Below are 23,747 nucleotides of genomic sequence, written 5' to 3' on the forward strand. Positions count from 1 at the left end.
CAGGGCGACGCGAACGACGTCGTCGCGGAACTCGCGGGGATAGCGCTTGGACATGGGGACATCCTCTCAGCGGTGCTGGTCAGCACCACGGGTGGGTGTCACCTATCCGTGCAGCAGTCCCGCGCGTCCACACGGCGCCTTGTGGTGAGGCCGAGCTCGTCGAGGTGGGTGGTGCGTGGGTCTCGAGCGTCGTCCGGACAGTCGTCGACGTCGCCCGCTTCGGCTCGACGCGTGCCGGCGTCGTCGTGCTCGACCAGGCCCTCCGCGCAGGGATCTCAGGGGCCGCTCTTGAGGAGGCGGTGCGCCGCCTCTGCAGCGTTCCGGGTTCGAGGCGTGCGCGGGTTGCGCTCGGGCTCGCGGACGACGGGGCTGAGTCGCCGTGGGAGTCGTGGACGAGGGTCAGGGCCATGGCGGCCGGACTGCCGCGCCCGACGACGCAGCTGGAGATCGCCACCGACATCGGGGTCTTCTACGCCGACCTCGCGTGGCCTGAACTGCGGCTGATCGTCGAGTTTGACGGGCAGCTGAAGTACCGGGATCTTGCCGGCGCGGATCCCGCCGGAGTCGTCATCGCCGAGAAGGAGCGTGAGGATGCGATCCGCGCAGAAGGGTGGTCGGTCGTGCGCGTGACGGCGAACCAGCTGCGGACTCCCGACCTGTTCGAGGCGCGGCTCCGTCGTGCGCTCGGCGTCAAGGCCCGACGCGCCCTGACCCCCCGCCCGTCGCTGCTCGTCACCCGCTAACCCCCCGACAGGTCGGCTACCCGCAGGTTTGTGCTCTACCCGCAGGTCTGGCCGTGCGGGTAGAGCACAAACGTGCGGGTGGGTGGTGGCCGCCTACGCGGAGAGCGCTTGCGTGAGGTCCTCCAGGAGATCCGCCACGTCCTCCAGGCCGACCGAGAGGCGCACCGTCGTCTCGCCAATCCCCACCGCAGCACGACCCGCGGCACCAACCTTGCGGTGCGTCGTCGTCGCAGGGTGCGTGATGAGCGACTTCGCGTCGCCCAGGTTGTTCGAGAGGTCGATGACGCGCAGCGCGTCGAGGAAGCGGAACGTCCGCTCCTTCTCCGCCTCCGGGGTCGCCTCGTCCGGCACCGCGAGGTCGAACGACACGACCGTGCCGCCCGCCGACTGCTGCCGCACGGCAAGCTCGTGCTGCGGGTGCGAGGCAAGGTACGGGTAGAAGACCTGCCCGACGCGGTCGTCGGCCTCGAGCGCCCGAGCGATCTCGAGTGCAGCAGCCGACTGCGCGCGCACGCGCAGGGGCATCGTCTCGAGCGCCTTGAGCAGGACCCACGCGTTGAACGCGGACATCGTCGGGCCGGTGTTGCGCACGAGGTGCTGCACGGGCCCGCGGATGTACTCCTCAGAACCGAGGATCGCGCCGCCCAGCACGCGCCCCTGTCCGTCGATGTGCTTCGTGGCGGAGTAGATGACGACGTCAGCGCCGTGCTCGAGCGGCCGCGACAGGACGGGCGTCGCGAACACGTTGTCGACCATGACGAGCGCACCCGCGGCATGGGCGAGCTCCGAGACGGCGCGCATGTCGACGATCTCGAGCATGGGGTTCGACGGGGTCTCGAAGAAGACGACGTCGGCGGGCGTCGCGAGGGCCGCGCGCCACTGCTCGAGGTCACGGCCGTCGACGAAGTCCGTCTGCACGCCCCACCCCGCGAGGATGTCGGTGAGGACGACGACGGTCGAGCCGAACAGTGCGCGTGACGCGACGACGCGCGAGCCCTGACGGCAGACGGCGGCGAGCGCAGTGAACACCGCCGACATGCCGGTCGCCGTGGCGAAGCAGGCCTCGGCGCCCTCGATGAGGCGCAGTCGCTCCTCGAAGTTCGCGACGGTCGGGTTGCCGTAGCGCGAGTACACGTAGCGGTCGATCTCGCCCGTGAACGCGGCCTCGCACTCGCCGGCCGAGCTGTAGACGTAACCCTGCGTGAGGAAGAGCGGCTCAGCGGTCTCGCTGAACGGGGTGCGGACCTGGCCGCCGCGCACGGCGAGCGTGGCGGGCCGCAATCCGTCGGGCAGCGAGCTGCCGCTCACCGAGCGTTCCCGGTGTACGTCGTCGTCGGGAGGCCTGCGTTGAGCCATCCGTTGATCGAGCGCCCACCGAGCGCGTCGAAGTCGCCCTCGAAGCCCTGCAGGACGTTGTACGACGACGCCCAGCCCGCAGCGGTTGCGGCCTCGGCGGCGGCGATCGAGCGTCCACCCGAGCGGCACAGGAAGAACACCGTTGCGTCCTTGGGAACGCCCGCGGCCTCGAGCTCGGCGACGAAGTGCGGGTTGGGGCCGAGGTGGCTCGCCCATTCGATGAAGCGGACGGGAGCGTCGTCCTTGGGGGAGTCCGGCACGCCGACCTCCTGCCATTCCTCGACCGTGCGGACGTCGACGAGAACCGTGTGAGGGTCGATCGTCAGCTGGTCCCATGCGTCGTGGGGGGTCACGTCTCCGGCGTAGGGCATCGAATTCTCCGTTTGCATCGGTGGTGGCGGGAGCACCCGCACCCTGTTCGGGGGGTTGCTGCGGCGTCGTCGTGCCACGTCACTCGGCCGCTCTGGATGACACGACAAATGCTACCGGCAGCTGCTCCCCGGACGGTGGTCGTTCCGGTGGCCGGACGCGCTGTCCGTGGGGCGTGCGGGCGGCTATGAGGAACGCCACGTCCGCCGCCCGAGCGGCGTCGCCGCAGCCGCGGAGATCCGCGGATCCGCAAGGGGGTGACACCGCGTCGCGCGGGCTTGTGAGAAGTCGTCGTGCACAGTTTGCCGTGCGGGTGTTGGCAGGCGGGCCAGGGTGTGTTCTTATTTCTCGCTGTGGAGCACGATCGCACTTTCTCGGGGCACGGTTTTCGCCTCGAGCCGCTGGCGCAGAAGCACGTCGGCGAGCTGTCCCGCATGGTCGACGCCGACATGTGGGCCGGCATGAGTACCCCCGTGCCTGAGGGTGAGGTGGGGATGATGAACTACATCGAAGATTCCCTGTTCCTCGAGGGCTGCTACCCGTTCGCGGTCGTCGACGCGATCAGCGGCGAGGTGCGGGGGTCGACGGCTCTCGTCGCGCACGACGCCGTCGCCCGGCGCGTCGAGATCGGCCGCACCTTCTACGACCGCGCGCTCTGGGGCCGCCTCATCAACCCGGCGGTGAAGTTCCTGCTCCTTGAGCACGCGTTCGACGCACTCGGCGTCTACCGCGTCTCGCTGCGTGCCGACGCCCGTAACACGCGCTCGCTCGCCGCGATCGAGCGCCTCGGCGCGACGCGTGAGGGAACGCTGCGCGGTTTCCGCGACGCACCCGACGGCACGCGCGTCGACTCGGTGATGTTCTCGATCCTTGCTCCCGAGTGGCCCGGTGTGCGGGAGCGCCTGCTCGCGCGCATCGACCCGCTGCGAGCGATCGAAGGGTCGCTTGCGGGGCCGCAGCTGGCCGTCGTGGGTGCGTCCGTCGCGGAGCCGATGCCGGTCGACGACGCGGTCGTGGACGTCCCCGGCGGCGTCGGTGCCGGTGTGGCGTCGCGCCGGTGGCGGGGTCCGCGCTTGCGCGGCAAGCCGCGCCGCCCGCGCCCGGCCCGCTGAACCGGAGTCCGCGGGACCGTCGGGCCTGGAACAGCGGGACCGCTGAGCCGGGAAGCCCCCGGACCCGCTGACCCGCTGAGACGGGGGAGACGGGCGCGCCCGGCCCGCTGCGGCGATTTCCCGTCGCGCGCCCGAGGGCGGGGTGCTTGGCTGGGGCGATGACGACGACTCCACCCTTGTCCGGTCGTGGTGTGCGCCTCGAGCCTCTTGCCGAGCACCATGCGCCCGCGCTCTGGCCGCTCGTCGACGACGCATTGTGGGCGGGCATGACGACGCCCGTGCCTGGGACGCTCGAGGCGATGACGGAGCACATCCGTGCCCTCACGTCGCGGCCGGGGCTCGTCGGGTTTGCTGTCGTTGACGCGGAGCTCGAGCCGGGTGCTGTTGCGGGGGTGACGACGTTCTACGACATCGATCTGCATGCGGGGCGGGTCGAGATCGGTCACACGTTCTACGGGCGGCGTTGGTGGGGAACGCACGTCAACCCGGCGGCGAAGCGCGCGATGCTCGCGCACGCGTTCGACGTGTGGGGTGTCGAGCGTGTCGCGCTGCGTGCCGACGCCCGCAACGCGCGATCGCTCGCCGCGATCGAGCGGCTGGGGGCGACCCGTGAGGGGGTCTTGCGGTCGCATCGTCGTGCGCCCGACGGGTCGCGTGGCGACACCGTCTACTTCTCGATCCTGCGTGACGAGTGGCCCGCGAGCCGAGCCGTCCTCGATGCCCGTCTGGCTAGTCGATCGTGATGCCGAGGGCGGTTGCGAGTCCCGTGGCGAGACCGTGGAGCTGAGCAGCCGAGACCTTCGCCCCGCGTAGTCCGGCGGCGCCGTCGACCTCGGCGAGGTCGAGTCCGCGCAGGTCGACCTCCTTGAGCCGGGCCTCGGTGACGTCGAGCCTGCGGATGGTTGACGAGCGCGCACGCAGTCGCGTGACCTTCGCGCCAGCGAGGTCGAGGTCGCCGATCGTCACGCCGTCGAAGAAGATTCCCTCGACGGTTGCGCCGCGCAGGCTGAGGTGGTCGAGGCGTCCGCCGATGATCGTCAGCCGCGAGATGGTGGCGCCGGGGGCGGTGAGGGCGCCGATCCGCAGGTCGGACCAGGTGCCGCTGAGGACGGTGGCGTTCTTGAGGTCGACGGAGGTCGCGCGGACGTCGTCCCAGTCGGTGTCGACGAGTCGCGCGCCCGTGAGCCGGGCACCGTCGAGGACGCACCGTGCGATCGAGCATTCGAGGATGCGGGCGTCGGTGAGGTCGTGGTCGGTGAGGTCGAGGTCGTCGAGCCGAACGTCGTCGAGCGTCGTGCCGCGCGTGAGGTCCATGCCTCCACCCAACCACGCCGCCGTCACCTTGCCCGAGCGCCCGACCTGCTCCGACACGCCGCACAGTTCTGCGTCGTGGACACTACCGTGTCACGCGGAGTAGTGTGCGACGCGAAAGGTCAGGGCGACGGGGCAGGGGGCTGCCGCGAGGGCCACGGATGCCGCCGCACGGCGGCACGGCAAGGAGGGTGCATGGACACGACACAGCTCTTGCGCGGGGTGCTCGACGCGGCGGTCCTCGCCGTGCTCGACCGCGACGACGGGTACGGCTATGACGTCGTGCGCCGACTCCGCAACGCCGGGCTCACCGAGGTCGGTGACGCGTCGGTCTACGGAACGCTGCGCCGCCTCTACGCGGCGGGCTCGCTCACGAGCTACGTCGTCCCCTCCGACGAGGGCCCGCACCGCAAGTACTACGGCATGACGCCACAGGGTCGTGCGTCGCTCGAGACGCAGCGCAAGGAGTGGCACGAGTTCTCCGAGGCCCTCACGGGCCTCCTCGACATGGAAGGAGCCGCGTGATGTCCGCGCCCACGATGCTCGACCCCGTCGCCGCCTACGCGACCGACGTCCGACACCACCTGGCCGACCTCGCCCCCGACGTGCTCGAAGACCTCACGGGCGGACTTGAGGCCGACCTCGGTGAGTCAGCCGCCGATGCCCTGGCCGGAGCGAGCCCGACCGCGCACGATCTCGTCGTGCGCTTCGGAACCCCCGAGGCCTACGCGGCCGAGCTCCGCGAGTCCGCAGGGCTTCCTGCCGTCGGGGAGGCCGGGGCGAGGACCCGCATGGCCGACCGCGTGGCCCTGCTCGTGCGCCGGTGGCGTCAGGCGCTCGAGGCGACGCCCGCGTGGCGGCACGTGCGCGACTTCCTCGTCGCGCTCACGCCGCTGTGGTGGGTCCTACGAGGCTGGGCGCTCGCGGCGGTTGTGGCCGTACCGTTCACCTCCGTCGCCCCTCCCCGGGACCTGCTGGCCTGGCTCCTCGTGATGGCGGGGGTCGTGGTCTCAGCGCAGGTGGGGCGTGGCGCATGGGTGCTGCGCGGGCGGTGGCGGGTGACGTGGCGGGTGGCGTCCGTCGTGCTCATCCCGGTGTGTTTCGTGGTCCTGTTCACGACCTCAGACGCGATCGCGCAGGAGCAGCGAAGCAGGGGATACGCGACGTGGAACTCGGCTGAGTATCTCGAGGACATCCCGGCATGGGGCGCGTTCCAGTACGACGCGACGGGTGTGATGATCGACGGACATCGCTCGACGAACCTCTTTGTGTACGGCCCTGACGGTGAACTCATCGACGGTGCACAGATCGTCGATCAGTCGGGTCGTCCCCTCATCTTGGGCACGGGTGATGGGCGGCTCGTTGCGCCCGACGGGGTGACGGTCTATGTGCCGAGGCTCGATGAGGATGGTCGTCAGGTCTTCAACGCCTTCCCCACTCCGTGGTGGCAGGTGCCCGAGGATGAGGACGGCATCGACGACGATCTGTGGCCCAGGCTTCCCTCGGACGCCGGGGTGAGCGTCCCTCGTCCGCTCGCACGGACGGTCGCCCCGCTTCAGGCTCTCGCGGAGGAGAGCGGCGCCTCGTCCGGGGTGGAGACCCCCGCCGCGGACGACTAGGTGGTGGGGCGGGGTGTGACGGTCCCGGCGAGGTGGAGCGTGCCGGACTGCGAGTGGCCCGCGTACGCCCACGCGCCGTCGGCGTCGGCCTGGTAGGTCATGCCGACGCGGCCGGGAAGCAGGACGGGCTTGGCGAACTCGACCGTCCAGTCGTACGTGGCCCCGCGGGGCGCACCGATATCTGCGAGTGCGCGTGCGGCGGTGTACATGCCGTGGGCGATCGCGCGCGGGAAGCCGAAGGCCTTGGCCGAGAGCGCGGACATGTGGATGGGGTTCCGGTCGCCGGACACTGCGCCGTAGGCGCGCCCGACGCCCGCGTCGAGCCGCCAGGACACCGCTGCCGCGCCGCCCATGCCCGACGTCGCCTGCCGCTCGCCTCCGCCCGATGCGCGAGCCTCAGGGACCTCGTCGTCGTGCCCTGCGAGGGTGACCCCCTTGGCGAGGTAGGTCGAGACCCCACGCCACGCGACCCCACCGTCGGACACGATCTCGGCGCACACGTCGAGCTGGGCTCCCCGCCGGTGCGGGCGCAGGTCCTGGGTCCACGCGGTGATGTCGAGGGTGTCGCCCAGGCGCAGAGGCCGCAGCACGGATGCAGCATTGGCGACGTGCACCATGCCGAGGAGCGGCAGCGGGAAGTCGGACCGCACCATGACGGCGGTCGCGATGGGGAACGCGAGCACGTGGCAGTAGCCCGACGGCAGAGTGTCTGTGCCTGTCTCGCCGACGAGGTGCTGGTAGTCCGTGAGGTGCGCGGCGTCGACGCGCACGCCCGTCACGCGGTGCGCGACGGCCGGGAGCGTGGCGGACGACGACTGCCCGGGCAGTCGCGCAGCAGCCGACCCGGCTGCCCCGCGCAGGTAGAGCCCGCCGAGTGTCGGCATCGACGGCAGGGTCTCGACGCGCGTCCCGGCCGGCAGGCCGGTGATCGTGCGTGATCGCGGCACGGCGGTTCCGCGGCTGTCGTCCGAGGCTGCCATCACGCACCCACGAGGTTCTGGCCGCACACGCGCAGCACCTGACCGGACACGGCTCCGGCCCCGGGCGACGCGAGGAACGCGACCGCCTCTGCGACGTCGACGGGCTTGCCACCCTGCTGAAGTGAGTTGAGGCGCCGCGCGACCTCGCGCGTTGCGAACGGGATCTTCGCTGTCATCTCGGTCTCGATGAAGCCGGGCGCGACCGCGTTCGCGGTTCCGCTGACGTCCGCGAGCAGGGGCGAGGTCGCCCGGATCATGCCGATGACGCCCGCCTTGGATGCCCCGTAGTTCGTCTGGCCGCGGTTGCCCGCGATCCCGGACGTCGACGCAAGCGAGACGATGCGGGGCGCGTCCGCGAAAAGGTCCGAGGCGAGCAGCGCGTCATTGATGCGCAGCTGGGCCACGGTGTTGACCGCGAGGACGGAGTCCCAGCGTGCCGGGTCCATGTTCGCGAGGAGCTTGTCGCGCGTGATCCCGGCGTTGTGGACGACGATGTCGAGGCGCCCGTGCCGGGCGCGCGCGTGCTCGATGATCCGGTCGCCTGCGTCGTCCGCCGTGATGTCGAGCTGCAGCGCCGTCCCCCGGACCTCCCCCGCCACCCGCGCGAGGTGCTCGCCTGCGGCGGGCACGTCGACGCACACGATCGCCGCGCCGTCACGGGCGAGCGTGCGCGCGATCGAGGCGCCGATGCCGCGCGCGGCACCGGTGACGACCGCGACGCGTCCGGCGAGCGGCTGCTCGTCGTCCTGCGCGGGCACGTCGGCCGCACCCTGCCCGACGGTGAGCAGCTGGCCGTCGACGAACGCGGAGCGTGCCGAGAGGAACCAGCGCAGCGGGGAGAGGACGCCCTCGCGTCCGACAGCCACGCCGCCTGCGAGGACGAGCCCGTTGGCGGTCGCGCCGCCGCGCAGCTCCTTCGCGAGGGACCGCGTGAGCCCGACGACGGCCTGGCGTGCCGCTGCGAGCGCAGGCGCGTCCTCGTCCTGAGCCTCGCGCACGACAGTGATCAGGCGCGCTCCGCGCGCCATCTGCCTGAGCACGGAGCCTGCCGCGAGGACGTGCTCGGAGAGGTCCTCGACGCGCGAGATCTCGGTGAGGACGAGGATGACGGCGCCCCAGCGTGCGGACCCGGTCGTGGGGGAGCGGTGGATGTCGAGCCCGAGCCCTGCGAGGTGCTGCGCGACGGCGTCCGAGTCGGAGTCGTCGTGCGTGTCGGGGCCGAGGACGAGGACGGGGCCCGGGGTGAGCGGAGCACCCGGGGAGTAGCGACGCAGGAGTGCCGGCTGGGGGAGGCCGAGGCGCTTGGCCAGGGTCGCGGTGAAGCCCGTGTTGACGAGCTGCGTGTAGCGGTCGGTCATCGGGGGCCTCCGTCGGGCGTCGTGGTGGGGACGGACTCGAGGATCGCGGCGACGCCGAGGCCTCCCGCGGCGCAGATCGAGACGAGGGCGCGGAAGGGACCCGCGGTCGGCTCGGCGGCCTGGCGCTCGGCGAGCTGCTTGGCGGTCTGCGCGACGATGCGCCCACCCGTTGCCGCGAAGGGGTGTCCTGCGGCGAGCGAGGAACCGTTGACGTTGACCCTGTCGGGGTCGATCGTGCCGAGGGCGCCGGGCAGGCCGAGCTCGGTGCGGCAGTAGTCGTCGTCGGCCCAGGCGGCTTGGGTCGTGAGCACGACGCTCGCGAAGGCCTCGTGGATCTCGACGTAGTCGAGGTCGCCGAGAGCGAGGCCGTGGCGCGCGAGGAGGCGGGCGACGGCATGGACGGGGGCCATGAGGAGGCCCTCGTGCCCGTGGACGAAGTCGACGGCGGCGGTCTCGGCGTCGACGATGCGCGCGAGGAGCGGCAGGTTGCGCTCGGCAGCCCAGTCCGCGGATCCGAGCAGGACGGCAGAGGCTCCGTCTGAGAGCGGCGTCGAGTTTCCCGCGGTCATCGTGGGCATGTGGTCGAGGCGCTTGCCGAAGACGGGCTTGAGGCTTCCGAGCTTCTCCGCGGTCGAGTCGGGCCGCAGGATCTGGTCGCGCACGAGCCCGCGATAGGGAGTGACGAGGTCGTCCTGGAAGCCACGTTCGTAGGAGGAGGCGAGGTTGTGGTGCGAGCGCAGCGCGATGTCGTCCTGAGCGTCGCGCGTGATGCCCCAGCGGGCGGTCGTGATGGCCTGGTGCTCGCCCATCGAGAGGCCTGTGCGGGGCTCGTCGGTGCGCGGGGCGTCGGGTGCGAGGTCCCCGGGACGGACTGAGGCGAACGCCTTGAGGCGGCCCGGCAGGTCCTTGGCGCGGCTCGCGGCGAGCAGCGCGCGGCGCAGTCCGGTCGAGACGGCGATGGGGGCGTCGGACGTCGAGTCGACGCCGCCCGCGATTCCCGACTCGACCTGACCGAGGCGGATCTTGTTGGAGACGGTGATGACGGCCTCGAGGCCGGTCGCGCACGCCTGCTGCAGGTCGAAGGCGGGGGTGCGGGGGTCGAGGGTCGTGCCGAGGGTGGCCTCGCGGACGAGGTTGAAGTCCTTGGAGTGCTTGAGGACGGCACCGCCGACGACCTCTCCGAGGCGTTCGCCATGGAGGCCGTAGCGGGCGACGAGCCCGTCGAGCGCGGCGACAAGCATGTCCTGGTTGGTCGAGCGGGCGTAGGCGCCGCCGACCTTGCCGAAGGGAATGCGGTTGCCGCCGAGGACGTACGCGTCGCGTGGTCCGTCGTGCGGGGTGGGGGTTGATGACGCAGTCATGGCAGGCCTCTCGCTCCATTGCTCGGGTTCCTCGAACTCAGAGTACCTGATACTGTGGGTTTCGTGAGTCCGATCACACCGGGACGTGGCACCGACGCCACCGACGCCGCGGGGGATGCAAGCCGTCGCCGCACCGCTGCGGCAGCTTCGCCGCGCCCCACAAGCGTCTCGTCTCCGGCCGAGCCCGTCGATGGTCGGTCCACCCGCTGGGACAACCACCGTGAGGCGCGCAGGCGCGAGCTCACGCATGCCGCGCGCCGCACGGTCCACCGACGCGGCCCCGACGTATCGATGGACGAGATCGCCGCTGACCTCGGCACCTCCAAGTCGATCCTCTACCGCTACTTCACCGACAAGGTCGGTCTACAAAACGCCGTCGGCGAGGCCGTCGTCGGCGCGATCAGCGTCAACCTCCGTGCGGCGTCCCAGAACGCCCCGACCCCGCGGGCCGCGCTCCACGGCATGATCGACGCCTACCTCGCGATGATCGAGCACTCGCCGAGCGTCTACTACTTCGTCACCCGCAACACCGCGATCGCCAACGCGGTCGCACAGCCCGCAGCGGGCGACACCGCACGGTCCGCGCCCCTGTCGTCCTTCCTCGGGTCGATCACCGCCGTCGTGGCCGAGCCGTTCGCCCAGGCGGTCGGAGGCGAGGACCAGCTCGATGTCGAGGCCTGGGCCGCAGGGGCCGTCGGCTTCATCTCGGGCACCGGCGAATGGTGGCTCGCCCGCCTCGGCGAGCCCGGGGGCCCCGACCGCGCGCACATCGCCGCGCGCATCACCGCGTGGCTGTGGGCCGGCCCGATCGGCCTCCTCGCCCGCGAACGCACCCGCACCGCCGACACCACCACCCGCACCACCACACGCACCGACGACAACCCCACGGGCTGACGCCCGACCACCCGCACCGTTGGAGACGAAGGAGTCCCGATGACCGCGACCGCCACACCCCGCACGCCCCACACCCCCGTCGACGACGACGTCACGCTCGACGTCGAGGCGCTCACGCCTCAGCTGCTGGGGCGCTGGGGCGATTTCCGCACGTTCACCCGTGAGCTCCTCAAGGACCCGCGGTTCCACAAGATCGAGGGCATGTCCACGGCGGATCACCGCGAACGTGTTCTGGGCCAGCTCAAGGCGCTCGTGGCCGAGGGCAGGGTGCTGCGCGCCTTCCCCGAGCGACTCGGTGGTTCCGACGAGCACGGTGGCTCGCTCGCCGCGTTCGAGGAGCTCGTCGTGGGCGACCCCTCGATGCAGATCAAGGCAGGCGTCCAGTGGGGCCTGTTCGCGTCCGCGATCCTCCACCTCGGCACGCCCGAGCAGCAGGACCGCTTCCTACCCGCCGCGATGAGCCTCGAGACGCCCGGCGCCTTCGCGATGACCGAGATCGGCCACGGCTCAGACGTCGCGTCGATCGGCACGGTCGCGACGTACGACGCCGAGGCGCAGGAGTTCGTCATCCACACGCCGTTCCGGGCCGCATGGAAGGAGTTCCTCGGCAACGCGGCGCTCCACGGCCAGGCTGCGGTTGTCTTCGCGCAGCTCGTCACCAAGGGCGTCAACCACGGGGTTCACGCGTTCTACGTCCCCGTGCGGGAGCGTCTCGCCGACGGAACTGCGGGCCCGCTCCTGCCCGGGATCCAGAGCGAGGACGACGGTCACAAGGGCGGCCTCAACGGGATCGACAACGGCCGCTTCGCGTTCGACCACGTGCGCGTGCCGCGCACTGACCTGCTCGCTCGCTACGGCTATGTCGCCGAGGACGGTACGTACTCCTCACCGATCGAGAGCCCGGGGCGTCGTTTCTTCACGATGCTCGGTTCGCTCGTCCAGGGTCGCGTCTCGCTCGACGGTGCCGCGGTCAACGCGCAGAAGATCGCGCTCGCGATCGCCGTCCGGTACGCGACGGAGCGGCGCCAGTTCCCCGGCGCGGGCGGCCAAGAGACGGTCCTGCTCGACTACGGCGAGCACCAGCGCCGCCTCGTCCCGCTCATCGCGCGGACGTATGCGGGGCTGTTCGCGCACGCCGAGCTGCTCGAGCTCTTCGACGACGTCTTCTCAGGTCGCAACGACACCGAGTCCTCGCGCGAGGACCTCGAGACTCTCGCCGCGGCCCTCAAGACGACGTCGACGTGGACGGCCTTGTCGACGCTCCAGACCTGCCGCGAGGCCTGCGGCGGTGCGGGCTTCATGGCCGAGAACCGCATGACGAGCCTGCGCGCCGACCTCGACGTCTACGCGACCTTCGAGGGGGACAACACGGTTCTGCTGCAGCTCGTGGGCAAGCGACTGCTGGCTGACTACGCCAAGAAGTTCAAGGGCATGGATGCGGCGGGGATCGCCCGCGTCGCGGCCGAGCGCGCCGCTGACACGGTGCGCTACGCGACGCCGTTCGGCCGTGCGCTGCAGAAGATCTCGGACTCGGGCCAGGCTTCGCGCAAGGTTGCGCACCTGCGGGGCGAGGAGGCGCAGCGCGCCCTGCTCACCGACCGCGTCGAGACGATGGTCGAGGAGCTTGGCGACCGGCTACGGCCCGCACAGAAGCTGCCCGACGACAAGGCGGCAGCGCTGTTCAACCAGCACCAGCACGACCTCATCGCGGCCGCGAAGGCGCACGCCGAGCTTGTGCAGTGGGAGGCGTTCACGCGTGCCATCGCGTCGGTGTCGGACGACGGCAACCGTGCGATCCTCACGTGGCTGCGCGACCTCTACGGCCTGTCGGTCATCGAGGAGAACCTCGCCTGGTACCTCATGCACGGCCGCCTCACGGGGGAGCGCGCTCGCATGGTGGCGTCGTACATGACGCGTCTCGTCGGGCGGCTGCGACCGCATGCGCTCGGTCTCACCGAGGCGTGGGGCTATGCCCCCGAGCACCTGCGCGCTCCGATCGCGACGGGCGCTGAGAAGGAGCGTCAGGACGAGGCGATCGCGCACTACCGCGCGCAGCGCGCCTCGGGCGACGCCCCGATCAGCGAGAAGGCGCTCAAGCGTCACGCCAAGCGCTGATCCCCCGGCAAGAACCCGCCCACCCGCCGGCCCGCCCACCCGCCGGGCCGGCGGGCCGCCGGGCGGCGAGAACCCGCCCGCCGCGCCGGCGGTCCGCCGGGCCGCCGACCCGCTGGGCCAGCGGGAGACCGCCCACCCGCAAGTTTGTGCCGCACCCGCAAGTTCAGACTCGCGGGTGGGGCACAAACGTGCGGGTAGGCGGGCCAGGCCGGGCCGGGCCAGGCTGGGCCGGGCCGGGCTGAGCCGGCCACTCGCCGGGCCGGCGAGAACTCGCCCACCCGCAAGTTTGTGCCGCACCCGCAAGTCCAGACCCGCGGGTGGGGCACAAACGTGCGGGTAGGCGGGCTGGGCCGGGCCGCCACCCCGCCGGGCCGGGCTGGGCTGGCCCGGGCCGGGCCGGGGCGGGTAGGCGGCTGGGGTGGGGTGGGGCGGGGCGGGCGGGGGTGGGTCAGGGTTGGGTGTGGCCCGTCCAGGAACGGCCGTCCCAGTACTGCGTGCCGGTTCCCGTGGTGCTGGGATACCAGCCGGGAGGGGCGGCCGATGGCGACGTCGGCTGGCTGACGCACGCCCAGGCGAGGCACGCGATCCACCCGATGACCGTCCACGCGGTGAGGAGCGTGACGATCGCGATGGTCGTGGAGTTGCCGGCGCGCCGCGTGGCGGCGACCGCCCACGGCAGCATGTAGAAGCCCGTGAAGACGGTGACGATCCACGAGACGATGAGCAGCGTCGAGTCCGGCTGCTGCGTGTAGGCCTGCTGCATGTACGCCGATTGCGTGTACCCCTGCTGCGCGTACGCCTGGCCGGCGCCGCCCGCACCGTAGGGGTCGCCGGTCGACCCGCCGTACGGCGCTCCCCCGTACGAGCTGCTTCCGTAGGAGCCGCTCCCGTACGACGCGCCTCCATACGGGCTGCTTCCGTACGACGTGCTTCCGTAGGCCCCGGCGCTGTCGGGGCTGCTGGGTGGGGTGCCACCGTAGGACGACGCGCCTCCATACGAGCCGCTCCCGTACGACGCGCTTCCGTACGACGTGCCGTAGGGGTCGGATGCCCCTGCTGCTGCGGACGGACCGACCTGCGGGGTCGTCCCGTAGGGGTCGGAGGCGTTCGGGGCGGAGCCCGGCACGCTATGGGCGGAGCCGCTCACCGGCCGACCGTCGGCGTCGTATCTGAGCTCCGGATAGGGGCTCGACGACGGCGGGGTTGACGCAGACCCGTACGGATTCTCGGTCATGACATTCCCTGAGTGAGGCGGTTGCGGCACCATTGCGTCGCGCTCCTACCCTAGGGGAGGCGGCGGACGACGCGCAGGGGCCAGACGACCCGCGCGGTCCCTAGGCGTCTGAAGCGCGTGACGTGCGGATCGCATAGCGGGCCGCGAGCGACGCGGTGAGCCGCTCGAGGGGCCCCTTGCCGATCGTGAGCGCCCACGCGGTTGCGGCGACCGTGAGCGGGCCGACCTGCAGGAGCCATGTCTCGAGACCGGCGGGTTCGGTGAGCGCCGGCACCAGGAAGCTGACGATGTGCAGCGAGTACACGGTGAGCGGCATGCTGCCGAGCGCGGCGATCGGCACGAGCACGAGCCGCAGAACCCGTGGGCGTCCCGCGAGCAGGCACAGCCCGAGGAGGACGAGCGTGACGCCTCCCGAGCCGATGACCTCGCCCAGCCCGCCCGAGTGCGCTTCCATCGAGAAGAGTGCCGTGACGATGTCGGCTCCCGTCACGCCGTCGAACGACGCTGGCGGGCGCCACCACGTGGTCGACGCGCTCGCGCTCCAGCCGAGCGATGCGTCGCCCGACGCCGAGCCCCACCCCGACCCCGAAGGCTCCGAGACCGACCCCGACGGCTCCGAGACCGACGGTTCCGAGACCGACCCCGACGACGCCGACCCCGACGGCTCCGACCCCGCCGACCCCGACGGCTCCGACCCCGACGGCTCCGACCCCGACGGCTCCGAGACCGACCCCGACGACGTTCCCGGCCCGGGGGCGTCGAGCGCGTCGTCCCCATCCGGCCAGCACGACACGGCGCCACCGTCCAGCGGTACGCACATGAACCCCGTCAGATCGACGTCCTCACCCGGCATCTCCGAGTAGGTCGAGCCCGAGCCCGAGCTCGACGGCGACGACGAGGAGGCGTCCTCGTTCGAAGCCGGCGCGAGGAGCGCCGCGCCACCGTACCCGGCCGCCGCGAGCAGGACGCCCGCGACGACGAGCGTGCCGGCACGTCGCACAGAGCGGAGGTCGCCGCGTCCGACGACGAGGCCCGCGAGGGCGAACGCGAGCCACACGGGCATCGAGTACGTGCCGAAGAGCACGAGCTGAGCAGTCGGGCCTCCGAGCAGCCCGGCGAGCATCGCGAGCGTCGTTGCCGGCACCGCGACCGCCACGAGAAGCACGACGACGAGCAGCAACCTGCGGGTTGGCCACGCGACGACGGGCGCGACGACGATGAAGAGCACACTGTAGAAGCCGAGGATGACCGCGACGGGTGAGCCGACGAGCTCGAGCAGGACGCCGAGCACGAGGATGACAAGGCCGCGCCCGACGAGGGTGAGGCGCATCCGTCGGACGTCAGTGATGGCCGCGCTGCGCACGCCGCGGCTCATCAGGGCGAGTGAGACTCCCGCGACGAGCGCGAACAGCAGCGATGAGCGTCCGTGGACGACGCCCGCCCACGTGGACGGGTCGGCGAGGACGAGCTGCGGCGCACCGCTGACGTGGGCCGCGACCATCCCGCCGATGGCGAGGCCCCGCGCGAGGTCGACCCCTGCGATGCGCGGTGGGCGCACGAGGCGTGCCCAGCGTTCACGGACGTCGGGCAGGATGCGCAGGCTGGGCAGGCGCCGGGTCGGGGCCGAGGACGCCGTGGCGTCGGACGAGGTCGTCACTGGGTCAGCGTAGGGCGAGGCGGATGATCCTCCCGGAGGGCGCGCCCGGCGCCGATGTCACGACGTCGTCGCTGCTAGGACGGGTTGCAGCGGGCCAGCAGGTAGTCGAGATAGCTCCCCTCGGGACGCCATGGCTCGAGGTTCCACGTCGTCTTGTCCGGGGCTCCGAGCGCGTGGCAGCGCAGCTGGTGATCCATGACCGTCGTCGCGGCCTCGGTGTGGGCGGCGACGAGCTCCGCGCGCACGGCCTCGAGCGCTGCCGTCGAACCGGACCGGCCGAACGCCGTCGGGTCCACCTGGAGCGAACGGCCACCCTCGACGTCGTCGGCCCATGTCGCGCCGACGAGAGCGCGGGGCGCAATCGCGAACGTCACCGTCGTGTGCGCTGGCCGTCCGGGAGCGGTCGCGGCGGACGGCTCGGGTACGGGAAAGACGGGTGGTGCGACGGCGATGATGAGCGTGCGACCGTCGTCCTCGGTGCGCGTCGTCGTGCGTCGCACGCCGTTGTCGTCGGTGGCTGTCGGCTGCGTGCCGCCGACGAGCGCCGCGTCGTCGTCCGCGAGCGTCGCCGATCCGTCGGGGTAGGCCGTCCAGCGCGCCCCCGCGACGGTCACGGTGAGGATGTCGTCGGGCGCGAGCGACGCGGTGACCGCGACCGTCCCGGCTGTGAGACCTGCGCGGACCGGGGCGGCGTCCGTGGCCGCCGACCTGAGTGTCACGCGTGTGCGTCGGCCGCGGGTGTCGGACACGTCCGCGTGCGTGACGCTGCCCTGCTCGGACAGGCTCGGCGAAGCCGAGGCCGAGGCCGACGTCGCGGGCGGCGCGGAGCGTGACTGCGCCGCGCCCGACGACGACGGCGTCGTGCGTGACGGCGCCCCGGTCCCGCCGCACCCCGCCGCGAGGGCTGCGACGCACACAGCACCGACGAGCAGCGCGCGGGCGCGCGCACCGGGAGCAGCGGACGACGATCTCACCCGCACGACCTTAACCACCCTGCCCCTCTGACCGGGACCGACGTACCCTCGCACGAGGCGATGTGCACCCGCGCGAGCAGTCGGCTCCGGGGGATCGTCACGAGCCACGCACGCCGCGACGAGAGGACCGCACATGGGACGCACGATCATCATCGGGACAGGGCTCCTTGCCGCCGCACTGGTCCGCGCGATCGAGGCCCAAGGGCACGATGCGGTGACCGTGGGCAGGCGCGACGGCGTCGACATCACCCGGCCCGTCGACCTCCGCCCCTTCGTCGGTGACGACGGCATCGACGCCGTCATCGAAGCGACGAACACCTCCGCGCGCTCCTCGGCTGACTCGATCGCGTTCTTCGAGGCATCGACGCGCAACACAGCAGCCGCAGCACAGGCGATCGGCGCAGGTATGCATGTCGTCGTCTCGATCGTCGGCTGCGAGCGAGCGCCCGGTGCCAGCCACTACGACGGCAAGGCCGCCCAGGAGCGCGCCGCCCGCGCAGCCGCCACGCCCCAGACCCCCGTCTACATCGTGCAGTCCACGCAATGGTTTGCCCTCGCCCGGCAGCTGGTCGACCTCCTCGCTCGCGGGCCCGTCATGCCCGTCCCCAGCATGCGGATCCGCCCCGTCGCACTCGACGCGGTCGCGGACGTCGTCGCCGAGCTCGTGCTCGGTCGACGCGAACGCGCCGACGCCTGTCTCTGCGGGCCCGAAGAGACCACCCTCGCCGCCCTCGTCGGTGCGCTCGTCGACCGTCCGCCCATCCGCATCCCCGTCCCCTTCCCGGGCGCGGCGCGTGCTGTTCGTCGGGGCGCGCTGCTGCCGACCGGCGGGACCGAGGCCGTCGGCCCGACCTTCGCCGAATGGCTGAGCGCGCACCCCGACGGCCGGCGGCCTGATCTGCGCCCCGCCTGCGGTGAGACGGCCGCCAGCATGTCCGAGCGCGCGGCTAGACTCGGTGGCGTCTCGCACCGTACGGAGGAGCACCCGGACGCGCTCGCACCCGCGCATCCGATGCCGGCTCGCCGCACGCCGCCCACCACGCCCGAGGGAACCGATGACCGCGCCCAAGCCCACCCTGGACACCGTCGAGCACGCCGCGGCCACTCCTGACGAGTCGCAGCCCTTCGCCGAGCTCGGTCTCAAGCCCGACGAGTACCAGCGGATTAAGGACATCCTCGGCCGCCGGCCCACGGCCGCCGAGCTCGCGATGTACTCCGTCATGTGGTCGGAGCACTGCTCGTACAAGTCGTCCAAGGTGCACCTGTCGAAGTTCGGTGCCAAGACGAGCGACGAGATGAAGAAGCACCTCCTCGTCGGCATCGGTGAGAACGCGGGCGTCGTCGACATCGGTGACGGCTGGGCCGTGACCTTCAAGGTCGAGTCGCACAACCACCCGTCGTACGTCGAGCCCTACCAGGGCGCTGCGACGGGCGTCGGCGGCATCGTCCGCGACATCATCTCGATGGGTGCGCGGCCCGTCGCCGTCATGGACCAGCTGCGCTTCGGCGACGTCAACCACCCGGACACGGCACGCGTCGTGCACGGGGTCGTGTCGGGCGTCGGCGGCTACGGCAACTCGCTCGGCCTGCCGAACATCGGTGGTGAGCTCGTCTTCGACGCCTCCTACCAGGGCAACCCGCTCGTCAACGCGCTGTGCCTCGGCGTGCTGCGCCACGAGGACATCCACCTCGCCAACGCCTCGGGCGTCGGCAACAAGGTCGTGCTCTTCGGCGCGCGCACGGGCGGTGACGGCATCGGCGGCGCGTCGATCCTCGCGTCGGAGACGTTCGAGGACGGCGTCCCCGCGAAGCGCCCCTCCGTGCAGGTGGGTGACCCCTTCATGGAGAAGGTGCTCATCGAGTGCTGCCTCGAGCTCTACGCGGCGAAGGTCGTCGAGGGTATCCAGGACCTCGGCGCCGCCGGCATCTCGTGCGCGACGTCGGAGCTCGCGTCCAACGGCGACGGCGGCATGCACGTGTGGCTCGACGACGTCCTGCTGCGCGACCCCACGCTCAATGCGGGCGAGATCCTCATGTCGGAGTCGCAGGAGCGCATGATGGCTGTCGTCACGCCAGCCAAGCTCGAGCAGTTCCTCGCGATCACGAAGAAGTGGGACGTCGAGACCGCGGTCGTCGGCGAGGTCAACGGCTCGGGCCGACTGACGATCGACCACCACGGCCAGCGCATCGTCGACGTCGACCCCCGCACCGTCGCTCACGAGGGTCCGGTCTATGACCGCCCCTACGCGCGTCCCGCATGGCAGGACGGCCTCAATGCGGACACGACCGTCGCCGCCGGCCTCGCCCGCCCTGCCACGGGCGACGAGCTGCGTGCTGCCGCGCTCGCCGTGCTCGGCTCGCCCAACCACTCCTCCAAGGCGTGGGTGACGAACCAGTACGACCGCTTCGTCCAGGGCAACACCGCGCTCGCGCAGCCCGACGACTCGGGCGTCGTCCGCGTCGACGAGTCCACGGGCCTCGGCGTCGCGATCTCGACCGACGCCAACGGCCGCTACGCGAAGCTCGACCCGCGCACCGGCGCTCAGCTCGCGCTCGCCGAGGCGTACCGCAACGTTGCCACAACGGGTGCCCGCCCCCTCGCCATCACCGACTGCCTGAACTTCGGCTCCCCCGAGGACCCGGACGCGATGTGGCAGCTCGTCGAGGCCATCGAAGGCCTCGCCGACGGCTGCTTCGAGCTCGGCACGCCCGTGACGGGGGGCAACGTCTCGCTCTACAACGGCACGGGCGAGCCCGGCCAGATCGACTCTTCGATCCATCCCACACCCGTCGTCGGCGTCCTCGGGGTCATCGACGACGTCACGCGCGCGACCGCGTCCGGTTGGCGCGGCGAGGGCGAGACGATCTTCCTCCTGGGCACGACGCGCGCCGAGCTCGACGGCTCCGCGTGGGCTGACGTCATCCACGACCACCTCGGCGGCGTGCCGCCGCAGCTCGACCTCGCGGCCGAGAAGGCGCTCGCCGACGTCCTCGTCAACGCCTCGCGCGATGAGCTCGTGGACGCCGCGCACGACCTTTCCGAGGGCGGCCTCGTCCAGGCACTCCTCGAGTCCTGCGTGCGCTACGGCGTCGGCGCGCGCGTCTCGATCGCGGGTGTCGCCGAGCGCGACGGCGTGAGCGAGTTCGAGGCGCTCTTCTCCGAGTCCGTCGCCCGCGCCGTCGTCTCTGTGCCGCGCGGTGAGGAGCAGCGTCTCGTCGACGCGTGCGTCGCCCGTGGCGTGCCGCTCCTCAAGCTCGGCGAGACCGGCGCGGTCGTGGGCGACGAGCCCGCGCTCGTCGTCGACGGCCTCTTCGAGGTGCCGGTCGCGGAGGCCCGCGAGATCTTCGAGGGCACGCTGCCGCGCATCTTCGGCTGACGACCGCCCGTCCCGCGAGGAGCTCGTCGTGCCTGTCGCCCTGCCGCCCACCGTCCGCCTCGAACCAGGGGTGGGCGACGCACCGCTCGTCGTCGTCGAGCACCCCGCCGCGACCGCGCGCATCCACGCGTACGGGGCGCACGTCGTCGCGTGGGCGCCCGCGGGCGTGCGCGACGTGTTGTGGCTGTCGCCCGACGCGGTGCTCGCGCCGGGCACTGCGATCCGCGGCGGCATCCCGCTGTGCTTTCCGTGGTTCGGTCCGCCTCCGGGCGGCGCTGGGCCTGCTCACGGTTTTGCGCGGACGAGCGCGTGGCGGCTCGTCGGCGCGGCGGAACTCCCCGACGATGAGCACCGCCCTGGCGGGGCCGTCCTCCTCACGTTCGAGCTCACGCCAGCGGACGTCGACCCGGCGCTCGCGGCGCTGTGGCCCCACGACTTCACGGCGCGCACGGAGGTCGAGGTCGGCACGTCGCTCACCGTGAGCCTCACGACGACGAACCACGGTGCAGACCCCGCCGACCTCACGCAGGCGTTGCACACGTACGTCGCGGTGGGCGACGTCCGGCGGGTGCGCCTCGACGGGCTCGGCGGCGGGCCCTACCTCGACAAGATCGCCGGCGACGCCCGCCAGGTCCAGGACGGGCCCGTGCTGTTCTCGGGCCCGACGGACCGCATCTACCTGGGCACATCGGCGCAGCTGACGGTCTCGGAGCCGGGTGGGCGGACGCTCAACGTTGCGAAGGCTGGTTCGCGGACGACGGTCGTGTGGAACCCGTGGGGCGAGGGAGCGTCGGCCATGCGTGACGTGCCGGACGACGGGTGGCTGCGCTTCGTGTGCGTCGAGGCGGCGAACGCGTCCGACGACGCCGTCCGCCTGCCCGCGGGCGAGACCCAGACCCTCATGACCCGCCTCACGGTCCTCTGAGTCCGCGCGGCTAGGGTCGGGGCGTGGAGCGCGCAGTGAGCAGGCCGACGGTTGCGGTCGAGATCGCGGTGCAGGACGCCGCCGGGGCGCGCGTCGCCCGTGACGGTGGCGCGGACCGTGTCGAGCTGTGCGGGGCGCTCGCGGGGACGGGTGGGCTCACGCCCTCCCTGGGGACGGTCGAGCAGGTGGTCGCTGTCGGGCTGCCCGTTCACGTCCTCGTGCGCCCGCGCGCGGGCGGGTTCCAGTACGACGCTGACGAGCTCGACCTCATGGCGGCCGACGTCCGGCATGCGGTGCGGGCGGGTGTGGCGGGCGTCGTCGTCGGGGTGCTTGACGAGCGCAGCGAGGTCGACCGTGACGCGGTCGCGCGGCTGAGCGATGCGGCCGACGGTCGTGAGGTGACGTTCCACAGGGCGCTCGACGTCGTCCCCGACCGGCTCGTCGCGCTCCGGGCGCTCGCGGACCTCGGGGTGTGGCGCGTCCTCACGTCGGGTGGTGCAGCGCGGACGTTCGACGGCATCGATGCGCTTGCCGAGATGGTTCGCGAGGGCACGGGTGTCGAGATCATGGCGGGAGGCGGGTTGCGCGCCGAGGACGTCGGGCTTGCCCGGGCCGTCGGTATCGACGCGGTCCACCTGTCTGCGTCGGTCGAACGTGACGACCGCGGGCCTGCGGGGCCGGGCGGCGGTGCCGCAACCTACCTGGGCACCGAGCTGCAGCTCGTGCGTGGCGTCGTGCGGGCGGCGCGGGACTGACGCGCGACGGTCTCGCGATGCGGACCGGCTGCGCGTGCCCGCACGGCGTCCGCCGGCCGAGCGAGCCGAGCGCGGAAAGCGCGGAGGTCCCGCGGTCTCGCCTCCTGGCGCACCGCTGGCGCAGGGTCGAATCCTGAGACGTCACGGCAGGCGTGGACTCGCGGTGCCACAGTGGTCGGTTGGCGGCCTGGACACGACGTGCCCACCTATCGATACGTGCCGTCAGCACTTGGCGTCAATGCACGCCACGATGTCGAGGAGTTTCCCATGCAGAGCTCACTTGAGCCCGTCTTCGAACAGGTTCTTCGCCGGAACCCTGGTGAGACGGAGTTCCACCAAGCCGTCCGTGAGGTCTTCGACTCCCTCGGCCCCGTCCTCGAGAAGAACCCTCAGTATGCGGATGCTGCTGTGCTCCAGCGCATCTGTGAGCCCGAGCGTCAGATCATCTTCCGAGTGCCGTGGGTCGATGACGCCGGCCGCGTGCAGATCAACCGCGGCTTCCGCGTCGAGTTCAACTCGGCTCTCGGCCCGTACAAGGGTGGCCTGCGGTTCCACCCGTCGGTGTACCTCGGGATCGTCAAGTTCCTCGGCTTCGAGCAGATCTTCAAGAACTCCCTCACCGGTATGCCCATCGGCGGCGGCAAGGGCGGCTCCGACTTCGACCCGCGTGGCAAGTCCAACCGCGAGATCATGGAGTTCTGCCAGTCGTTCATGACCGAGCTCTACCGCCACATCGGTGAGTACACGGACGTGCCCGCGGGTGACATCGGCGTGGGTGGTCGCGAGATCGGCTACCTCTTCGGCCAGTACAAGCGGATCACCAACCGCTACGAGTCCGGCGTCCTCACGGGCAAGGGCATCTCGTGGGGCGGCTCGCTCGTCCGCACCGAGGCCACGGGCTTCGGAACGGTCTTCTTCGCGAAGCACATGCTCGAGACCGTGGGCGGCAGCTTCGAGGGCAAGCGCATCGTCGTCTCGGGCTCCGGCAACGTCGCGATCTACGCGATGCAGAAGGCGCAGCAGCTCGGCGGCCACGTCGTCGCGTGCTCTGACTCCTCCGGTTACGTCGTCGACGAGGCCGGGATCGACGTGGAGCTCGTGCGTCAGGTCAAGGAGATCGAGCGGGCGCGCATCTCGGAGTACGCCGAGCGCCGCCCGTCGGCCAAGTTCGTCCCGGGTGGTCGTGTCTGGGAGGTCGGGGCTCAGGTTGCGCTTCCGTGCGCGACGCAGAACGAGCTTGACGAAGACGACGCCCGCTCGCTCATCGCGTCGGGTCTCGTCGCGGTTGCCGAGGGTGCGAACATGCCGACGACGCCCAAGGCGATCCAGCTGCTCCAGGAAGCCGGGATCCTCTTCGGCCCCGGCAAGGCGGCGAATGCTGGCGGCGTCGCGACGTCCGCTCTTGAGATGCAGCAGAACGCCTCGCGTGACGCGTGGAGCTTCGAGCACACGGAGCAGCGTCTCGCGCGCATCATGAGCGACATCCACGACCGTTGCGCGGCGACCGCCGACGCGTACGACCAGCCGGGCAACTATGTCGCGGGTGCAAACATCGCGGGCTTCACGAAGGTCGCCGACGCGATGCTTGCGCTCGGCGTCATCTGACG

At 71.7% G+C, this 23,747-nt stretch carries 21 protein-coding genes and 1 riboswitch; of the genes, 12 read left to right on the top strand and 9 right to left on the bottom strand.

All coding sequences use genetic code 11. The features are described 5' to 3' along the window. The first annotated feature begins 95 nt into the window (after nucleotides 1–95). On the top strand, nucleotides 96–743 hold the full coding sequence (locus ACTVCO_RS04170; protein WP_443727155.1) for a hypothetical protein: 648 nt from the start codon (nucleotides 96–98) through the stop codon (nucleotides 741–743). A gap of 93 nt (nucleotides 744–836) precedes the next feature. On the opposite strand, the gene ACTVCO_RS04175 is transcribed toward ACTVCO_RS04170, so the two are convergent. Together ACTVCO_RS04175 and ACTVCO_RS04180 are read right to left on the bottom strand one after the other, a co-directional pair. Beyond that, nucleotides 837–2,099: an O-succinylhomoserine sulfhydrylase gene (locus ACTVCO_RS04175; RefSeq protein ID WP_443727156.1), complete on the bottom strand. Its 1,263-nt coding sequence runs from the start codon at nucleotides 2,097–2,099 to the stop codon at nucleotides 837–839. Next, the gene (locus ACTVCO_RS04180) at nucleotides 2,048–2,452 is read right to left on the bottom strand and encodes a rhodanese-like domain-containing protein (protein ID WP_443727158.1); all 405 of its coding nucleotides are present in this window, start codon (nucleotides 2,450–2,452) and stop codon (nucleotides 2,048–2,050) included. The genes ACTVCO_RS04175 and ACTVCO_RS04180 overlap by 52 nt, the downstream gene beginning before the upstream one ends. Before the next feature lie 11 nt (nucleotides 2,453–2,463). After that, nucleotides 2,464–2,573, bottom strand: a riboswitch (SAM riboswitch). A gap of 248 nt (nucleotides 2,574–2,821) precedes the next feature. On the opposite strand from ACTVCO_RS04180, the gene ACTVCO_RS04185 reads away from it, so the two are divergent. Next, nucleotides 2,822–3,580, top strand: coding sequence for a GNAT family N-acetyltransferase (locus tag ACTVCO_RS04185; RefSeq protein WP_443727159.1), 759 nt, complete (start codon nucleotides 2,822–2,824; stop codon nucleotides 3,578–3,580). 158 nt (nucleotides 3,581–3,738) lie between these two features. After that, nucleotides 3,739–4,323 carry a GNAT family N-acetyltransferase gene (locus ACTVCO_RS04190; RefSeq protein ID WP_443727160.1) on the top strand — a complete coding sequence of 195 codons (585 nt, stop codon included), beginning with the start codon at nucleotides 3,739–3,741 and terminating at the stop codon, nucleotides 4,321–4,323. Here the strand turns inward: ACTVCO_RS04190 and ACTVCO_RS04195 are convergent. Continuing rightward, a complete protein-coding gene (locus tag ACTVCO_RS04195; protein ID WP_443727161.1) occupies nucleotides 4,310–4,894 on the bottom strand; it encodes a pentapeptide repeat-containing protein in 585 nt (194 codons plus the stop codon). The two genes, ACTVCO_RS04190 and ACTVCO_RS04195, sit on opposite strands and share 14 nt — an antisense overlap. Before the next feature lie 192 nt (nucleotides 4,895–5,086). Here ACTVCO_RS04195 and ACTVCO_RS04200 point away from each other — a divergent pair, with 192 nt between their 5' ends. Together ACTVCO_RS04200 and ACTVCO_RS04205 are read left to right on the top strand one after the other, a co-directional pair. After that, nucleotides 5,087–5,416 carry a PadR family transcriptional regulator gene (locus ACTVCO_RS04200; protein ID WP_443727162.1) on the top strand — a complete coding sequence of 110 codons (330 nt, stop codon included), beginning with the start codon at nucleotides 5,087–5,089 and terminating at the stop codon, nucleotides 5,414–5,416. After that, nucleotides 5,416–6,510, top strand: coding sequence for a hypothetical protein (locus ACTVCO_RS04205; RefSeq protein ID WP_443727163.1), 1,095 nt, complete (start codon nucleotides 5,416–5,418; stop codon nucleotides 6,508–6,510). The genes ACTVCO_RS04200 and ACTVCO_RS04205 overlap by 1 nt, the downstream gene beginning before the upstream one ends. Here the strand turns inward: ACTVCO_RS04205 and ACTVCO_RS04210 are convergent. The 3 genes from ACTVCO_RS04210 to ACTVCO_RS04220 are packed head-to-tail and all read right to left on the bottom strand — an operon-like array spanning nucleotide 6,507 to nucleotide 10,209. Next, nucleotides 6,507–7,490 (bottom strand): MaoC/PaaZ C-terminal domain-containing protein, encoded by a 984-nt coding sequence (locus ACTVCO_RS04210; RefSeq protein WP_443727164.1) that lies wholly within the window; start codon nucleotides 7,488–7,490, stop codon nucleotides 6,507–6,509. The two genes, ACTVCO_RS04205 and ACTVCO_RS04210, sit on opposite strands and share 4 nt — an antisense overlap. Continuing rightward, nucleotides 7,490–8,848 carry a 3-oxoacyl-ACP reductase gene (locus tag ACTVCO_RS04215; RefSeq protein WP_443727165.1) on the bottom strand — a complete coding sequence of 453 codons (1,359 nt, stop codon included), beginning with the start codon at nucleotides 8,846–8,848 and terminating at the stop codon, nucleotides 7,490–7,492. Before ACTVCO_RS04215 ends, ACTVCO_RS04210 begins: the two co-directional genes overlap by 1 nt. After that, a complete protein-coding gene (locus tag ACTVCO_RS04220; protein WP_443727166.1) occupies nucleotides 8,845–10,209 on the bottom strand; it encodes an acetyl-CoA C-acetyltransferase in 1,365 nt (454 codons plus the stop codon). The genes ACTVCO_RS04215 and ACTVCO_RS04220 overlap by 4 nt, the downstream gene beginning before the upstream one ends. 63 nt (nucleotides 10,210–10,272) lie before the next feature. Here ACTVCO_RS04220 and ACTVCO_RS04225 point away from each other — a divergent pair, with 63 nt between their 5' ends. Further along, a complete protein-coding gene (locus tag ACTVCO_RS04225; RefSeq protein ID WP_443727167.1) occupies nucleotides 10,273–11,103 on the top strand; it encodes a TetR/AcrR family transcriptional regulator in 831 nt (276 codons plus the stop codon). A gap of 39 nt (nucleotides 11,104–11,142) precedes the next feature. Further along, nucleotides 11,143–13,218: an acyl-CoA dehydrogenase family protein gene (locus ACTVCO_RS04230; RefSeq protein WP_443727168.1), complete on the top strand. Its 2,076-nt coding sequence runs from the start codon at nucleotides 11,143–11,145 to the stop codon at nucleotides 13,216–13,218. A 448-nt stretch (nucleotides 13,219–13,666) separates the two neighbouring features. On the opposite strand, the gene ACTVCO_RS04235 is transcribed toward ACTVCO_RS04230, so the two are convergent. From ACTVCO_RS04235 to ACTVCO_RS04245, 3 genes are all read right to left on the bottom strand, one after another. After that, complete coding sequence (locus ACTVCO_RS04235) at nucleotides 13,667–14,365, bottom strand: superinfection immunity protein (RefSeq protein ID WP_443727170.1); 699 nt, start codon at nucleotides 14,363–14,365, stop codon at nucleotides 13,667–13,669. A gap of 187 nt (nucleotides 14,366–14,552) precedes the next feature. After that, nucleotides 14,553–16,109: a heparan-alpha-glucosaminide N-acetyltransferase domain-containing protein gene (locus ACTVCO_RS04240; protein WP_443727171.1), complete on the bottom strand. Its 1,557-nt coding sequence runs from the start codon at nucleotides 16,107–16,109 to the stop codon at nucleotides 14,553–14,555. A gap of 74 nt (nucleotides 16,110–16,183) precedes the next feature. Then, a complete protein-coding gene (locus ACTVCO_RS04245) occupies nucleotides 16,184–17,083 on the bottom strand; it encodes a DUF2599 domain-containing protein (protein WP_443727172.1) in 900 nt (299 codons plus the stop codon). 133 nt (nucleotides 17,084–17,216) lie between these two features. Between ACTVCO_RS04245 and ACTVCO_RS04250 the strand changes: the two genes are divergently transcribed. The 5 genes from ACTVCO_RS04250 (at nucleotide 17,217) to gdhA (ending at nucleotide 23,745) form a co-directional block, all read left to right on the top strand. Next, nucleotides 17,217–18,194, top strand: coding sequence for an NAD-dependent epimerase/dehydratase family protein (locus ACTVCO_RS04250; protein ID WP_443727174.1), 978 nt, complete (start codon nucleotides 17,217–17,219; stop codon nucleotides 18,192–18,194). Continuing rightward, on the top strand, nucleotides 18,139–20,460 hold the full coding sequence (gene purL / locus ACTVCO_RS04255) for a phosphoribosylformylglycinamidine synthase subunit PurL (protein ID WP_443727175.1): 2,322 nt from the start codon (nucleotides 18,139–18,141) through the stop codon (nucleotides 20,458–20,460). The genes ACTVCO_RS04250 and purL overlap by 56 nt, the downstream gene beginning before the upstream one ends. A 28-nt stretch (nucleotides 20,461–20,488) precedes the next feature. Then, entirely contained in the window at nucleotides 20,489–21,385 is an 897-nt protein-coding gene (locus ACTVCO_RS04260) for a D-hexose-6-phosphate mutarotase (RefSeq protein ID WP_443727176.1), read from the top strand. A 23-nt stretch (nucleotides 21,386–21,408) separates the two neighbouring features. Then, nucleotides 21,409–22,140 (top strand): copper homeostasis protein CutC, encoded by a 732-nt coding sequence (locus ACTVCO_RS04265; RefSeq protein WP_443727177.1) that lies wholly within the window; start codon nucleotides 21,409–21,411, stop codon nucleotides 22,138–22,140. 267 nt (nucleotides 22,141–22,407) lie between these two features. Beyond that, a complete protein-coding gene (gene gdhA / locus ACTVCO_RS04270; RefSeq protein ID WP_443727178.1) occupies nucleotides 22,408–23,745 on the top strand; it encodes an NADP-specific glutamate dehydrogenase in 1,338 nt (445 codons plus the stop codon). The last annotated feature ends 2 nt before the right edge of the window (nucleotides 23,746–23,747 follow it).

It is taken from the genome of Sanguibacter sp. A247, from assembly GCF_052324925.1.
Classification (GTDB): Bacteria; Actinomycetota; Actinomycetes; order Actinomycetales; family Cellulomonadaceae; genus Flavimobilis.